Here is a 14,225-nt window from a genome sequence, read left to right on the forward strand (position 1 = left end):
GGCCCCGGCCTGTCGCGTCAGCGCAGGAATTCGGCAATAAGCGCGATCTGGTCCGGCCGGTCCAGCGCCGGCGCATGGCCGATTCCGGCGATTTCCTGCAATTTCGCCCTGGGGCCGCGCTGGGTCATCGCCTGGGCGGTTTGCGGCGACAGCAAATCAGACACCGCGCCGCGCAGCAGCAAAGTGGGCGCCGAGATCAGATCGTAGATCGGCCAGGCATCGCCGGCCGCCTGCCCGGCCTGCTCCGCCATCACCGTGGCGATGCGCGGATCGTAATGGGTGGTAAGGCTGCCATCGGGCAAACGGCGGCAAGAGGTTTCCGCCATGCGCCGCCAGGTGGCATCCGCCGCAATGCCGAATGGCGCATAGATGCTGCGGAAATACGCTTCAAGCTCGGTCAGGCTGGCAAAGCTGGGGGGCTTGCCGGCATAGCTCAGGATGCGCTGCACGGCGCCGGGCGCGATCTCGGGGCCCACATCGTTCAGCACAAGATGGCTGATGCGATCCTTCAGCGGCCCGGCAGCCACTGCCATGCCGATCAGCCCGCCCATGGAGGTGCCCACCCAACGCAGGCTGTCGACACCCAGATGCTGCACCAGCGCGATGGCCTGGCCGGCATAGAATGGCACGCTGTATTCCTGCACCGGATCGGGGCTCCACTGGCTCAGGCCGCGACCGATCGTATCGGGGGCAACGAGCCAGTAATCGCCTGCCAGCGCCTCGGCCAGTTCGGTAAAATCATGGGCGTTGCGGGCAAAGCCATGCCACAGGATCACCAACGGCGCGCCGGGCCGGCCCCATTGCAGGTAATGCACCTCACGGCCGAGCAGCTTTACATAATGCGATGTGGCGGCACTCATTTGCGCAGGCTCCGCAATTTTCCCACGATCCCGGTCGGGAAGAAATAGACGCTGAGCACGAACAGAATGCCGAGCCAGAGGAACCAGCGGTCGGCATGGAACAACAGCGGCAGCAGCGGAATGCCGGCAGCCGACAAAGCCTCGCTGAGTTGGCCCATCAGCACCTGCAGATAATTCTGCGCGATGATGAACAAGGTAGCCCCGATGGCCGCGCCATACAGCGTGCCCATGCCGCCGATCACCACCATCAGCAGGATATCGATCATGATGGCGAAGCTGAGCGTTGTGTCTGGGTTGGTGTAATCGTTCCACAAGGCGGTGAGCATGCCGGCGCAGGCCGCCATGCCGGCCGAGAGGCAATTGGCCAGCGAGCGATACACCACCACGCGATAGCCCAATGCCTCGGCGCGGAATTCATTCTCGCGGATGGCCTGCAGCACACGGCCGAAAGGCGAATTCACCACCCGCAGCGCCAGCAGGAAAAGCCCCAGCGCGATGAAGAACAGCAGATAATAGCCCAGCACCTTGCCGGTGATATCGATGCCGAAAACCGGTTCCTCGAACAGTTGGAACGAACGCCGCAACAAGGCCGGGCCACGGAACGACAGGCCATCCTCGCCGCCGGTGATATCGGAAAGCTGCGATGCCAGCACGGCAAAGGCGGAGGCCACCGCCAACGTGATCATGGCGAAAAAGATCGCCCTTACCCGCAGGCTGAACAGGCCGATCACCAGCGCCAGCAGGATAGCCAGCACCAGTGCCGAAAGCGCACCCAGCGCCAGCGGCCCCCAATGCGGCCCGGCGCTATGCAGCGCAATAGCCACGCCATAGCCGCCGATACCATAAAACATCGTATGCGCAAACGATACGATGCCGGTATAGCCCAGCAGCAGATCGTAGCTCGCCACCAGGATGATGAAGATGCAGACCTTGGCTGCGGTGTTCAGCGGCTGGCTGCCGGGAAACAGGAACGGCGTAAGCGCCAAGCCGATCAGGATGATCAGCAGGATGGCGGCCAGCGGGCGCGAACGCGGATAATCGCCAGACAGCAGGCTGTGCAGCATGGTGCGTCCCTCCCCTTACCGCTTCGCTACCGGAAACAGGCCTTGCGGCCGCCACAGCAGGATCAGCACCATCAGCAGGATATTCGATATCAGCGCCAGCTTGGGCGCCAGGAAGCCGGTATAATTGGCGATCAACGCCACCAGAAGCGAGCCGACGAAGCAGCCGCCCACCGAGCCCAGGCCGCCGATGATGATGACGATGAAGATCAGTACGTTCACTTCCATGCCCATGCCGGCGGTGAGCGTCTGGCGATAGAAGGCCCAAAGCACGCCGCCAAGGCCCGCCAGCGCGGAGCCTGCGATGAACACGCCGACGAACAGCCGCCGGATGCGATAGCCCAAGGCTTCCACCATCTCGGGGTTTTCCACGCCGGCACGGATCAGCAGGCCGATCTTGGTGCGATTGAGCACCGCATACATGGCGCCGAACACCGTCAGCCCCAGCACCACGGCGATCACGCGGTATTTCTCCATCGCCGCATCGCCCAGCACGAAGGCGCCGCGGAAGGTTTCCGGCAGCTTGATCGGGATCGGGCTGGCACCCCAGATCACATGGATCATCTGTTCGGCCACGATCATACCGCCCATGGTGATCAGGATCTGCTTCAGATGCATGCCATAGACCGGGCGGATCACCACGCGCTCAAAGGCCCAGCCCAACGCACCGGTTACCAGCATGGCGGCCAGCACACAAAGCAGCAGCACGCTGATATTGAGCCAGACGTTATGCGCCTCCACCCAATCGGCCAGCGGCACCAACACGATCAGGCTGACATAGGCGCCGAACGAGATGAACACGCCATGGCCGAAATTCAGCACATCCATAAGGCCGAAAACCAGCGTAAGGCCGGATGCCATCAGGAAGATCATCATCCCCATGGCAAGGGCGGCCACGGTAAGCGTAACCCAGGTGGATGGATCGCCGACCAGCGGCAACGCCGCCAGCATGAAGGCAGGCACCAGCAGGATCGGCAGCCAATCGGTCTTTACCTTGGGCAGCGTGAAATCGGCAGAAGCGGCGGCGGTGCTCATTGATGCGCATCCATACTCAGGCCCAGCAGGCGCTGTTGCAGATTGGTATCCTCGGCCAGTTCGGCCATGGCGCCGCGATGCACGATGCGACCATCGTCCATCACCGCAACGCTATCGCCCAGCAATTTGGCTGCGGTGAAATTCTGCTCCACCAACAGAATGGTGGCGCCGCTGCGCTTCAATTCGCGGAAGGCCTCGATCATGTTCATGATGATGGCCGGCGCCAGGCCCTTGGTGGGCTCGTCGATCAGCAGCAGCTTGCGCGGCTCCACGATGGCGCGCGCAATCGACAACATCTGCTTCTGCCCACCCGACAGCGAGCCGGCGGCCAGCGACCAGAATTTTTCCAGCGCCGGAAACAATCCGAAAATCCATTTCAGCCGCGCTGTATCGAGATCGCCCTGGCGCGCCGCCAGCAGCAGATTCTCGCGCACCGTCAGGTCGGCGAAGATGCCCATATTCTCCGGCACGTAGGCGATGCCGGCCTGGGCGATCTCTGGCGTGGAAAGCTGGGTGATATCCTGGCCATCGAAAATCACCCGGCCCTTGGAGGCGCGCCACAGGCCCATCACCGTGCGCAGCGACGTGGTCTTGCCCGCGCCATTGCGGCCCAGCAGCATGGTGAGCTGCCCGCGCGGCACGGTGAAATCCACGCCATGCAGAATGTGATAACGGCCGATATGGGTGTTCACGCCTTCCAGGCGCAGCAATGCGTCGCTCATGCCGCCGTCTCCTGGCTGATGCCTAGATAGGCTTCTTGCACCACCGGCGAGGCGATCACCGTGGCCGGTTCGCCATCGGCAACCAATGCGCCGTTATGCAGCACGATGATGCGGTCGGCCAGGCTGCGCACCACATCCATCTTGTGCTCCACCAGCAGAATGGTCTTGGTGCCCAGGGATTTCACCGCCTGGATCAGGTCCAACACGGTCGGCACTTCATCCACGCTCATGCCCGCCGTGGGTTCGTCGAACATGAAAACCTCGGGCTCCAGCGCCATCAACAGCGCCACTTCCAGCTTGCGCTGGTCGCCATGGGGCAACGCGCCGGCAATGGCATTGCGCTTGTCCAGCAGCTTCACGGCATCCAGCAGCTTGTCGGCCTTGTCGATCAAGTCGCCGCGATGGCTCCATAGCTGCAGCAATTGCAGGCCGGCGCCGGCGCGCGATTGCACGGCCAGGCGCACATTCTCCATCACGGTGAGATTGGGAAACAGATTGGTAAGCTGGAAAGCGCGGCCCATGCCGCGCTTGGTGCGCGAGGAAGCCGGCAAATTGGTCACATCCTGGCCGCGCAACAGCACGCTGCCGGCGCTGGCCTTGAGCTGGCCCGAGATCAGGTTGAAATAGGTTGTCTTGCCGGCACCATTGGGGCCGACAATGGCGGTGAGCGTGCCGGGATGGAAGGCGCAGCTTACCGCATTCACTGCCACATGGCCGCCGAAGCGGATGGTCAGGTCGCGGGTTTCGAGCGAGGGAATGCCTGATGGTGCGGCTGCGGTCATGTTCGGTTCCGGTAAAAGAAAAAACCGCCGGGGCAGCCATCAAGCCACCCCGGCGGATATTACGATCAGCGCTTGTTGCGGATCGGCAACGGCATCTCGGACTCGTTGATGGTCTGCACCAGTTCGAGCAGATCGTTATCGTCCTTGCCATCCTTCTTGACGCGGAAGTGATACATCGGCTGCATCGCCTGATGATCGTCCTTGCGGAAGATCATGGTGCCCTTCGGGGTATCGAAGGCCATGCCTTCCATGGCGGTGATCAGCTTTTCGGTGTTGCTGCCGCCGGCGCGCTGAATGGCGGTCAACACGGCGGAAGCGGCAGCCATGCCACCGGCGGTGAAGAAATCCGGCGGGCTGTTGAAACGCTTCTTATGCTCGGCCACCAGCCAATCGTTCATCGGGTTCTTCGGGAAGTCGTAGTAGTAATACACCGCGCCTTCCATGCCCGGATAAGGCTTGTACAGCTTCATCACCGGCAGGATGTTGCCGCCCGGCGCCAGTTCGATGCCGAAACGCTCCGGCTTCAGATCGGCGATCTTGGGCAGCGGATGCGGGCCGGCCCAGATGATGCTGATGATCTTCTTGCCCGGCTTGTCCTTCAGCGCATCGAACAGGCGCTGCGCCGAGGCGGTGAAATCGGTGGTCTGCTGCGGAGCGTATTCCTCGAACACCACATTCACGTTCGGGCGGATCTGCGCAAGCGCATCCTTGACGGCTTTCACGCCATCGCGGCCGAAAGCGTAATCCTGCGCCAGCATGGCCACGTTTACCACGCCATCCTTGGGCAGCGCGGCAGCGCCGGCATAGGCATCCTGCATCGAGTTGCGGCCGGTGCGGAAGATATAGCGGTTCCAGTTGGCGCCGGTGATGGCATCGGCCACGGCGGGCTCTACCACCAGAACTTTCTTGTATTCAGCGGCGATCGGCAGCATAGCCAGCGCGCCGCCCGAACCGGTGGTGCCCACGGCGATATCCACCTTGTCGTCGGCATAGGCCTGCTCCAGCAGGCTCTTGGCCAGATCGGGCTTCAGCTGATCGTCTTTCACGATCACGCGAATCTTCTTGCCCTGCCAGGTCATGGTGCCCTTGGTCAGGTATTCCAGGCCCAGCATGAAGCCGGTCTCGGTCTGTTTGGCATAGGCTTCCAGCGGGCCGGTCTTGCTGGCGATCAGCGCGATCTTCAAATCCTGCGCCATGGCCGGCGCGGCTGCGAAGCCAGCCAGCGTCAAGGCCAGACCGGCGGCCTTCATCATGCGTTGCATGCGGTTTCTCCCTTTTACGTGTTGTGTTTGATTGGTTACGCGAAAACCCTGCGGATAATTCACACCGATCCGCCGCCAGACTTGCTCGCCGGCGACAATCCGTTTCCTCCATCGATCAACCGCCAAACATGACAGTTGATTCATGTTTCGGGTATTTGTACTCCCTGCCTATTCCAGCGTCAATTGCCTTTTTTTGGATTCCCCGCTTGACAAAAAAACGCCAAAGCGCGACTTGTAACCTGACAAACGATTCATGTTTCAGATGGCCGGGAAATCGATAAAAACCAAAGGGAAGCGTACCTTACCGCTGCCGAAAACCGGCCGCGGAGAAATCACGCGTCGCAAAATCCTCGATGCTGCAAAGCGGGAGATCGGCCAGCGCGGCTTCGGCGAAGCCTCGGTGAGCACCATCACGGCCGAAGCCGGCGTAGGCCAGGGCACCTTCTACATCTACTTCCGCAGCAAGGAAGATGTGATGCGCGAACTGGTGCAGCATATGGGCCGGCAATTGCGCCATCATCTGACCGAGGCCACCGCCGCTGCGAAAAACCGTCTGGACGCGGAAAAGCTTGGCCTGCGCGCGTTTTTGCAATTCATCCGGCGCGATCCCGACCTTTATCGGCTGGTGGAAGAATCGCAATTCGTGGATGCCGCGATCTATCGCGACTATTACACCGAATTCGCCAAGGGCTATGGCATGGCGCTGGCGGCGGCCGAGAAGCGCGGCGATATCCGCCCCGGTAAAACGCCTGGGCATGTGGAAGTGCGCGCCTGGATGCTGATGGGCATCTCGGTGTTTCTCGGCCAGCGCTATTGCCTGTGGGATCCCAAGGCACCGCTGGATGCCGTGGTGGATGCGGCGATGGATATGCTGGCCAACGGTCTGGCGCCGAAATGAGGCGCGCGCCATGAGCTTGGTCCGGCTGGAATTCGCACAGGATTACGCCACCCTCACGCTCAACCGCCCGCAGCGCCATAACAGCCTGATCCCAGACTTGGTGGAAACCCTGGCCGCGCATGCCGAAAGCCTGGCCGGTCGCAGTGATCTTGTGGCCGTTTTGCTGCAAGCCGAAGGCCCCAGCTTTTCCACCGGCGGCGATGTGGCCGGCTGCGTCGAGCAGCCCCGCATTGAACGCCGCGATTATGCCGACCGCGTGGTGGGTGGGTTGAACCGCGCCATTCTGGCTCTGCTCGATCTGCCGATGCCCCTGCTCGGCCGCGCGCATGGGCCGATCACCGGCGGCTCGCTCGGCCTGCTGCTGGCTTGCGATCTGGTGGCGGTGAGCGAACGCACCTTCCTGCAAAGCTATTACGTGGATGTCGGGTTCAGCCCCGATGGCGGCTGGTGCGCACTGCTGCCCGCGCGCATAGGCGAGGCCAAGGCACGCGAAATCCAGTTGCTGAACCAGCGTGTGTTGGCCGATCAAATGCTCAGCCTCGGCCTGGCCCAGGCGCTGGTAGATGAAGTGGCCCTGGATGGCACGCTGCATACCTGGCTGCGCGATCTGCGCTACAAGCAGCGGCTGGGCGTTATGGCCACCAAGCGCGGCCTTATGCCGCCGCAGCGCCGTGCGTCTATCGCGGCGGCGCTGGAGGCGGAAAAGGCTGCCTTCCTGGATATGATCGACCGGCCTGAAACCGAAGCCGGCATGGCGCGTTTCCTCAAGCGCTGAAGCAACGGACAGGGAGGCAGCATGCAGTATGTGCCCGATATCGCCGCCAAGCGCGCCGAACTGACGCCGCAGCGCATCGCCTTCGTGGATGAAGCCACGGGCATAGAGACCAGCTACGGCCAGTTGAACGACAATGCCGCGCGCTGCGCCTCGGCACTTGCCGCAGCCGGCATCGAGGCCGGCGACCGCGTGGCCATTCTGTGCCTGAATTGCGTGGCGTTTTTTGAAATCCTGATGGCCTGCGGCAAGCTGGGCGCCGTGCTGGTGCCGCTGAACTGGCGCCAGCCGGTGCCGGAATTGCTGCCGATCCTGGAAGATAGCGGCGCCAAGCTATTGTTCCATGATGCCGAGCATGCCGCCCAGGCGCGCGAACTCGTGGCGGCACGCGGCATCACCAGCATCGCGCTGGCCGATTATCCTGGCTGGGTCTCGGGCTATCCGCCTGCCCGCACGGAAATGCGCTGGCCCACCGATCGGGTATGGTATCTGCTCTACACCTCCGGCACCACCGGCATGCCCAAGGCCGTCATCCAAACCCCGGGCATGGCCTATGCCAATTACGTGAACATCGCCGGCCCCACCGACATGACCGGACTGGACAGCACTGCGAATTTCCTGCCGCTGTTTCACACCGCCGGCATCAATCTCTACACCCTGCCGATGCTGATCTGCGGCGGCCGCAATCATCTGCTGGCGAAATTCGATGTGGATGTGATCATGCGGCTGATCGCATCGGGCAAGCTCAGCATCTTCTTCGGTGTGCCGGCCATCTATCAGGCCATCAGCCTGCATAAGGATTTCGCCGCCACGGATTTTTCGCGCCTGCGCTCGCTGGGCTGCGGCGGCGCGCCATTGCCGGAAACCCTGATCCGCCTGTTCGGCGGCAAGGGCGTTACGGTCTGCAACGGCTTCGGCATGACCGAGACCGGCCCCACGGTATTCCTGATGGACCGCCAGGAGGCGCCGCGCCGCATCGGTTCGGTGGGCAAGCCGCAGATGCTGACCGAGGTGAAGCTGGTCGATGACGATGGCCACGACATCAACGATGATCGTGCCGGTGAGATTTTGATGCGCGGCCCCAATATCACGCCGGGCTATTACGGCAATGAAAGCGCCACGCGCGCAGCTTTCACCAAGGATGGCTGGCTGAAATCCGGCGATGTGGGCCGGCGCGATGCGGATGGCTATTACTACATCGTCGACCGCATCAAGGACATGTACATATCCGGCGGCGAGAATGTGTATCCGGCCGAGGTGGAGGCGGTGATCTATCGCTTTCCCGGCGTGCAGGAATGCGCCGTACTGGGCATCGCCGATGAAAAATGGGGCGAAGTGGGCTGCGCCTATGTGATGCCGCTGCCCGATGCCAGCCTGGATGCGGAAAAGCTGCGCCAGCATTGCCGTGCCAACCTGGCCGCCTACAAGGTGCCCAAACGGATAGAGATCGTGCAGGATTTTCCGCGCACCGCGGCGGGCAAAATCCGCAAGCATGTGCTGCGCGATTCAAACAACGCATCCGGAAAACCATAAGGAGCGCACATGACCCCGCTGGTTCTGGAACGCAGCCTCAGCCAGGCCGATTTCGATCTGTTCGCCCGCGTAAGCGGCGACAACAATCCGATCCATGTGGATGCCGCCTTTTCGGCCCGCACCACATTCGGCCGCACCGTCAGCCATGGCATGCTGCTTTACACGGTGTTCTGGGGCCTGCTGCGCCGGGCGCATCCCAAGGCACGCCAGGCCTCGCAAAACCTGATGTTTCCCAACCCCGCCTATGCCGACGAAGCATTGCGCTTCACAGCCACGCCCAGCGGACCGCTTGCCTACGCCATCGAGGTGCGCCGCGTGGCCGACAATGCCGTGGTCTGCGCCGGCGACACGCAATTGCTGGAAGGCTGAACGTCATGCAAGTAGGCGACAAACGCAGCATCACCCGCAGTTTTTCGGCAACCGATCTGGCCGCCTTTCACAAGCAGGCCGGTTTGCAGGAAAGCACGACCGACAGCGTGCCCGAACCGCTGATCGGTGCGCTGTTCTCTTATCTGCTCGGCGTGGAATTGCCGGGCTTCGGCACCAATTACCTCAAGCAGGAAATGCAATTCCTGCGCCCCGCCCCCGCCGGCCAGCCGCTCAGCGCCAGCGTGGAGATCACGCGCCTGCGGCCCGACAAGCATCTGGTGGATCTGCGCACCGCCTGCACCGGCCCGGATGGCACGCTTTATTGCGAAGGCCGCGCCCTGGTGCTGGCCAAGGATGTGGGGAAATAGCCTTGCAGCCCAGCGCACCCGCCATGCATCTGCGCCAAGCCGGCCTGGCAACGGGCCGGCCGCTGGTGTTTCTGCATGGTTGGTCGGTCCATGGCGGATTCTATGCGCCGCAACAAGCCGCGCTTGGCAATCGTTTCCGGCTGCTGATGCCCGACCTGCCCGGCCATGGCCAAAGCCATGCCGATGCCGAAACGCTTTCCATTGCATCGCTGGCCGATGCCCTGGCCGCCATGCTGGCTGTGCATGATATCCGCGATGCGGTGCTGGTGGGCTGGTCGATGGGTGCCATGGTGGCCTTCGATTATCTGGGCCGCCATAACGATGGCCGTGTCAGCGCGTTGGTGGTGGAAGACATGACCGCACGGCTGATGCATGAGCCAGACTGGCCGCATGGCCTGCGCGGTGGCTTCGATGCCCAGCAGAATGCCCTGGTGCTTGCCGCGATGCGGGCGGACTGGGCGGGTTTTTCAGCCGCCTTCCTGCCGCGCATGTTCGCCCATGACCATATGCCGGATCCGGCGCTGAAAACCTGGATCGGCAATGAGATCGCACATAACGATCCCGCCGCCATGGCCGCGCTCTGGGCCAGCATGGCGCAGCAGGATTACCGCGCGGCATTGGCGGCGCTGAAACTGCCCACGCTGTTGCTCTATGGCGGCGAAAGCCAGCTTTACGATCCCGGCGTCAGCGCCTGGATGCAGGCCACGATCGCCGGTGCCGAACGCCATTGCCTGGCCCGCTCGGGCCATGCGCCGCATCTGGAACAGCCGGAAGATTTCAACGCGCTGCTGGCGGATTTCGCCACCCGCCGGCTGAAGGCGACGGCGTAACGCCGCCCCTATGGGCCTTTTCAGGCCACCGTTTCGACGCGGGTATCCATGCGCGCCACGGATTGTTCGAGCACGCTGCGTTCGGTGAGGTAGTAGGTCTTGTCGCGCTTGCTCATCAGCTTGGAATCGAGCAACTGGCCCAGCACGCGCGCCACGGTTTCGCGCGTGGTGGCGGCGCGGCGGGCGATTTCATGCTGCTTGGGCATCGGATAGATCAGCCAGCCGCCGCCATTCACCGGATCGGGCCTGGCAAGATTCAGCAACTCGCGGTGCACGCGCTGGATGGCGCCAAGCGTCGCCAAATCCATGATCTTTTCGTTATTGGCGCGGATGATGCGGGCCAGGCGGCGCATCACATCCAGCGCGGCCTGCGGCGACCGTGCCAGAAAGCTTTCAAACACCTTGGGCGGCATGGCAGCCAGCCGGCAGGCGGTGAGCGCCACCACGCTGGCCGAACGGCGTTCGCCATCAATGGCCGACAATTCGCCGAAATAGCCACCAGCCGGCACCGTGGCATAGGAAATTTCGCGGCCATTGCCGGAATAGTTGATCACCTCGACGGTGCCTTCCACCACGAAATAGACATCGCGGCTATCGGAATTGCGGTCGAGAATCTGTTCGCTGGCAGCCAGCCGGCGCCATTGGCAGCAGCGTTCCAGTTCCTCGCGGGCGGCGGGCGACAGATGGCGCAGCAAGGCGATGCCTTCCAGCGTATCGCGCTGCGGCGCTGTATTGCGGTTTTTCGCTTCGGTCTTGGCGACCATAGCCCCCTGCCCCTACGCTTAAGCCCGACGCGCCCCCTCGGCGGCCCGGCCCAGCGTGGCAAATATGTTCAGCAGCACCTGCTTGCGGTCGAGATTGACCGATTCCCCGCGTTCCAGCAAGCGGCCGATGCTATCCCAATCCTCCGCCCAACGGTCTGGCGCCTGCCAGGTGGCGAGTTTCGCGGCCAACGAGGCCTCTCCGGGATAGATTTCCACCCAGCCGGCGCCGCCGGCCCGGCCCGCCGCCGATGCCCGGATCAATCGCGCCAACCACCATTGGAACAATTCGGCCAGCACGGCAAAGGCCGCAGCCCCGGTAGCACGCCCCAGCTTGTCGCCCAGGCTATGCAGCTTGGCCACATCCGGGCGCGGCAGGCCGGCAATCAGATCAAGCCATTCGCGCAGCAGATCCAGGCCGCCCTGCCCGGCCAGCAAGGCAGCGCGACCGGGCGAGCCTTCGGCAATCACCCCCAGCGCCTGGCGCTCGGCCTCGGTGATATCGGGCAGCAGGCCGGCCAATGCATGGCGCATCGGTTCCGCCGCCAAGGGCTTCAAGGCCAGGCGACGGCAGCGCGAGCGGATGGTGGGCAGCAGCGTGCCGGGCGCATGGCTGACCAGCAGCAACACCGCATTCGGCGGTGGTTCTTCCAGAATCTTCAGCAGCGCATTGGCCGCATTGGTGTTCATCTCGTCGGCGGCGTCCACCACGCAAACGCGATAGCCGCCTTCCGCCGCCGTCATGCCGAAACGCTCGATCAGGCCGCGCACATCGGCCACCACGATCTCGCTGCGCCAGCGATCCTGCTTGTCGTCCCAACTGCGCTCCACGGTGATCAGGTCGCCATGGCCGTAATTGGCCACGCGTTGAAACACCGGGTCGGCTTCGGCCACATCCAGGCTTTGCGGCAGGGGCGCGGGATCGCCAAACAAGCTAGGGCCTTCATCGGCCTGCTTCATGCCGTTTTTCAGCAGAAAGCGTGCAAAACGGAAAGCCAGCGTAGCCTTGCCCACGCCGCGCGGCCCGGTGATCAGCCAGCCATGCGGCAGGCGGCCAGCCCCCCAGGCATCCAGCAAGGTCTTTTCGGCATCGGCATGGCCAAACAGCGCGGCCGTGTGGCGCGGCTGCCAGGAGGTAAGGTCTTCCTGCTTCATAGCGGCAGTTTAAACTGCTGCGCGACCTGCGCCCAGAGCGCCGCCTCCACGCTGTCGGCATCGGTATCGGCAGCCACCACGCGGCAGCGCTGCGGCTCGGCAGCGGCAATATCGAGAAAGGCTTTGCGCAAGGCTTCATGGAAGGCCAGGCCCATGCGCTCGTAACGATCTTCGGCGGCATTGGCACCGGCGGTATTGGCACGGCTTTTCGCCCGCGCCAGCCCCACCTGCACCGGCAGATCGAGAATCAGCGTCAAATCCGGCGTGAAATCCCCCAGCACCAATTTATGCAAAGCCCCCACCCGTGCCGCCCCCACGGCGCCGGCATGGCCCTGATAGGCCATGGTGCTGTCGGCGAAACGATCCGAGATCACCCAAGCGCCGCGCTGTAAGGCCGGCTTCACGGTCTTTTCCACATGCTCGCGGCGGGCGGCATAATGCAGCAGGGTTTCGGTAACGGCATCCCAGCGCGCCACGTCGCCGGTCACCAGCAAGCCACGGATCGCTTCCGCGCCTGGTGTGCCGCCGGGTTCGCGGGTGGCCACGGCCTCGATGCCGCGTGCGGCAAGGCGGGCAACCAGACGCTTGATCTGGGTGGATTTGCCGGCGCCCTCGCCGCCCTCAAGGGTGATGAACACGCCGCGCTGGCTGGCGGCAGAGCTCACTGGCGGCCCGCGCCCCAGAGCAGATGCCCCAAGGCCGCACTGAGGCGGCCGGCAACACCGAGCTGGCCCACGCTGTCGCCGGCCACCAGGGCCACGTCGATAGGCTGCATCTCGGGCGCGGTGATGCTCAGCTTGGCCAGCGGCGTGCCCTTGGCTATCGGCGCCGGAATGTTGTTGTCGTAGGTCAGCACCACTTTCATGCCGGCGCGATTGCGGCGCGCCATGGTGACGGCGATATCGCGCTCCAGCACCAGCGGCACCTTGGCCTTGTCGCCCAGCCACACATCGGCTTCCTCCACCACGCTGCCGGCGGAGAAAATCTTGTAGGTCTCGTATTCGCGGAAGCCGATTTCCATCAGCCGCTCCGCCTCGCGCGAACGCTCGTTCATGCTCTTCAAGCCGTTCACCACCAGGATCAGCCGGCGATCACCGCGCTTGGCGGAAGCGGTAAGGCCATAACCGGCAGCCTCGGTATGGCCGGTCTTCAGGCCATCGGCGCCGATATCCTTGTAAAGCAGCGGATTGCGGTTGCCCTGGGTGATCGGCTTCTTGCTTACGCTGTCGATGCCGTAGGTAAAATCCTTCTCCGAATAGAAGTGATAATATTGCGGGAAATCATTGATGATGCGCTGGGCCAGAATGGCGAGATCGCGCGCTGTGGTGAGATGCTCGGGATCGGGCCAGCCCGATGCATTGCGGAACGTGCTGTTATGCAGACCGATCTGCTTGGCGCGCTCGTTCATCATTTCGGCGAAGCGTTCCTCGCTGCCGGCGATGCCTTCCGCCAGCACGATGCAGGCATCGTTGCCCGACTGGATGATCACGCCGCGCAGCAGGTCTTCGATCTTCACGCGATCGGCCACATGCACGAACATCTTCGAGCCCTGCATGCGCCAGGCTTTTTCGCTGACCGGGAATACATCGTCCATGCGCAGCTTGCCCGATGCCAACTGGTCGAACACCATATAGGCGGTCATCAGCTTCGACATCGAGGATGGCGGCATCAGGTCGTCGGCATTCTTCTCGAAAATCACCGCGCCGCTATTGGCATCCAGCAAAACCATCTGCCGCGCCAGCGTGTCGATACGGCCAAGCTGGGCCCAGGCCTGGTTCCAGGCCGCATTGCTAACAAGCAGAGCCGCCAGCAGGGCG

General features: G+C 63.2%; 16 protein-coding genes. 6 read left to right on the plus strand and 10 right to left on the minus strand.

Going from position 1 to position 14,225, the window contains the following annotated elements:
• Nucleotides 1-17: 17 nt before the first annotated feature.
• The 6 genes from KF827_RS15010 to KF827_RS15035 form a co-directional block, all read right to left on the minus strand.
• Nucleotides 18-860 carry an alpha/beta hydrolase gene (locus KF827_RS15010; RefSeq protein ID WP_291007114.1) on the minus strand — a complete coding sequence of 281 codons (843 nt, stop codon included), beginning with the start codon at nucleotides 858-860 and terminating at the stop codon, nucleotides 18-20.
• Nucleotides 857-1,924 (minus strand): branched-chain amino acid ABC transporter permease, encoded by a 1,068-nt coding sequence (locus tag KF827_RS15015; RefSeq protein WP_291007116.1) that lies wholly within the window; start codon nucleotides 1,922-1,924, stop codon nucleotides 857-859. The genes KF827_RS15010 and KF827_RS15015 overlap by 4 nt, the downstream gene beginning before the upstream one ends.
• 15 nt (nucleotides 1,925-1,939) lie before the next feature.
• Entirely contained in the window at nucleotides 1,940-2,956 is a 1,017-nt protein-coding gene (locus KF827_RS15020) for a branched-chain amino acid ABC transporter permease (RefSeq protein WP_291007118.1), read from the minus strand.
• Nucleotides 2,953-3,678, minus strand: coding sequence for an ABC transporter ATP-binding protein (locus tag KF827_RS15025; RefSeq protein ID WP_291007120.1), 726 nt, complete (start codon nucleotides 3,676-3,678; stop codon nucleotides 2,953-2,955). The genes KF827_RS15020 and KF827_RS15025 overlap by 4 nt, the downstream gene beginning before the upstream one ends.
• Nucleotides 3,675-4,460 (minus strand): ABC transporter ATP-binding protein, encoded by a 786-nt coding sequence (locus tag KF827_RS15030; RefSeq protein WP_291007122.1) that lies wholly within the window; start codon nucleotides 4,458-4,460, stop codon nucleotides 3,675-3,677. The genes KF827_RS15025 and KF827_RS15030 overlap by 4 nt, the downstream gene beginning before the upstream one ends.
• A gap of 65 nt (nucleotides 4,461-4,525) precedes the next feature.
• Complete coding sequence (locus KF827_RS15035; protein WP_291007124.1) at nucleotides 4,526-5,722, minus strand: substrate-binding domain-containing protein; 1,197 nt, start codon at nucleotides 5,720-5,722, stop codon at nucleotides 4,526-4,528.
• 262 nt (nucleotides 5,723-5,984) lie between these two features.
• Between KF827_RS15035 and KF827_RS15040 the strand changes: the two genes are divergently transcribed.
• The 6 genes from KF827_RS15040 to KF827_RS15065 are packed head-to-tail and all read left to right on the plus strand — an operon-like array spanning nucleotide 5,985 to nucleotide 10,492.
• Complete coding sequence (locus KF827_RS15040) at nucleotides 5,985-6,620, plus strand: TetR/AcrR family transcriptional regulator (RefSeq protein ID WP_291007126.1); 636 nt, start codon at nucleotides 5,985-5,987, stop codon at nucleotides 6,618-6,620.
• 10 nt (nucleotides 6,621-6,630) lie between these two features.
• Nucleotides 6,631-7,395 (plus strand): enoyl-CoA hydratase/isomerase family protein, encoded by a 765-nt coding sequence (locus tag KF827_RS15045; protein WP_291007128.1) that lies wholly within the window; start codon nucleotides 6,631-6,633, stop codon nucleotides 7,393-7,395.
• Nucleotides 7,396-7,416: 21 nt separating this feature from the next.
• Nucleotides 7,417-8,925, plus strand: a complete 1,509-nt coding sequence (locus KF827_RS15050; protein ID WP_291007130.1) for an AMP-binding protein — start codon at nucleotides 7,417-7,419, stop codon at nucleotides 8,923-8,925.
• Between the two features lie 9 nt (nucleotides 8,926-8,934).
• Nucleotides 8,935-9,294 (plus strand): MaoC/PaaZ C-terminal domain-containing protein, encoded by a 360-nt coding sequence (locus KF827_RS15055; protein WP_291007132.1) that lies wholly within the window; start codon nucleotides 8,935-8,937, stop codon nucleotides 9,292-9,294.
• Between the two features lie 5 nt (nucleotides 9,295-9,299).
• Nucleotides 9,300-9,662, plus strand: coding sequence for a hypothetical protein (locus KF827_RS15060; protein ID WP_291007134.1), 363 nt, complete (start codon nucleotides 9,300-9,302; stop codon nucleotides 9,660-9,662).
• Nucleotides 9,663-9,664: 2 nt separating this feature from the next.
• Entirely contained in the window at nucleotides 9,665-10,492 is an 828-nt protein-coding gene (locus KF827_RS15065) for an alpha/beta hydrolase (RefSeq protein ID WP_291007136.1), read from the plus strand.
• A gap of 20 nt (nucleotides 10,493-10,512) precedes the next feature.
• On the opposite strand, the gene KF827_RS15070 is transcribed toward KF827_RS15065, so the two are convergent.
• From KF827_RS15070 to KF827_RS15085, 4 genes are all read right to left on the minus strand, one after another.
• A complete protein-coding gene (locus KF827_RS15070; protein ID WP_291007138.1) occupies nucleotides 10,513-11,256 on the minus strand; it encodes a Crp/Fnr family transcriptional regulator in 744 nt (247 codons plus the stop codon).
• 18 nt (nucleotides 11,257-11,274) lie between these two features.
• The gene (locus KF827_RS15075; RefSeq protein ID WP_291007140.1) at nucleotides 11,275-12,408 is read right to left on the minus strand and encodes a DNA polymerase III subunit delta'; all 1,134 of its coding nucleotides are present in this window, start codon (nucleotides 12,406-12,408) and stop codon (nucleotides 11,275-11,277) included.
• Nucleotides 12,405-13,073 (minus strand): dTMP kinase, encoded by a 669-nt coding sequence (tmk, locus tag KF827_RS15080; RefSeq protein ID WP_291007142.1) that lies wholly within the window; start codon nucleotides 13,071-13,073, stop codon nucleotides 12,405-12,407. The genes KF827_RS15075 and tmk overlap by 4 nt, the downstream gene beginning before the upstream one ends.
• Nucleotides 13,070-14,225 (minus strand): D-alanyl-D-alanine carboxypeptidase family protein (locus tag KF827_RS15085; protein WP_291007144.1); only part of this gene is annotated, 1,156 nt, incomplete at its 5' end. The genes tmk and KF827_RS15085, both read right to left, overlap by 4 nt.

The organism is Ferrovibrio sp., from assembly GCF_019636075.1.
In the GTDB taxonomy this organism is placed as follows: domain Bacteria; phylum Pseudomonadota; class Alphaproteobacteria; order Ferrovibrionales; family Ferrovibrionaceae; genus Ferrovibrio.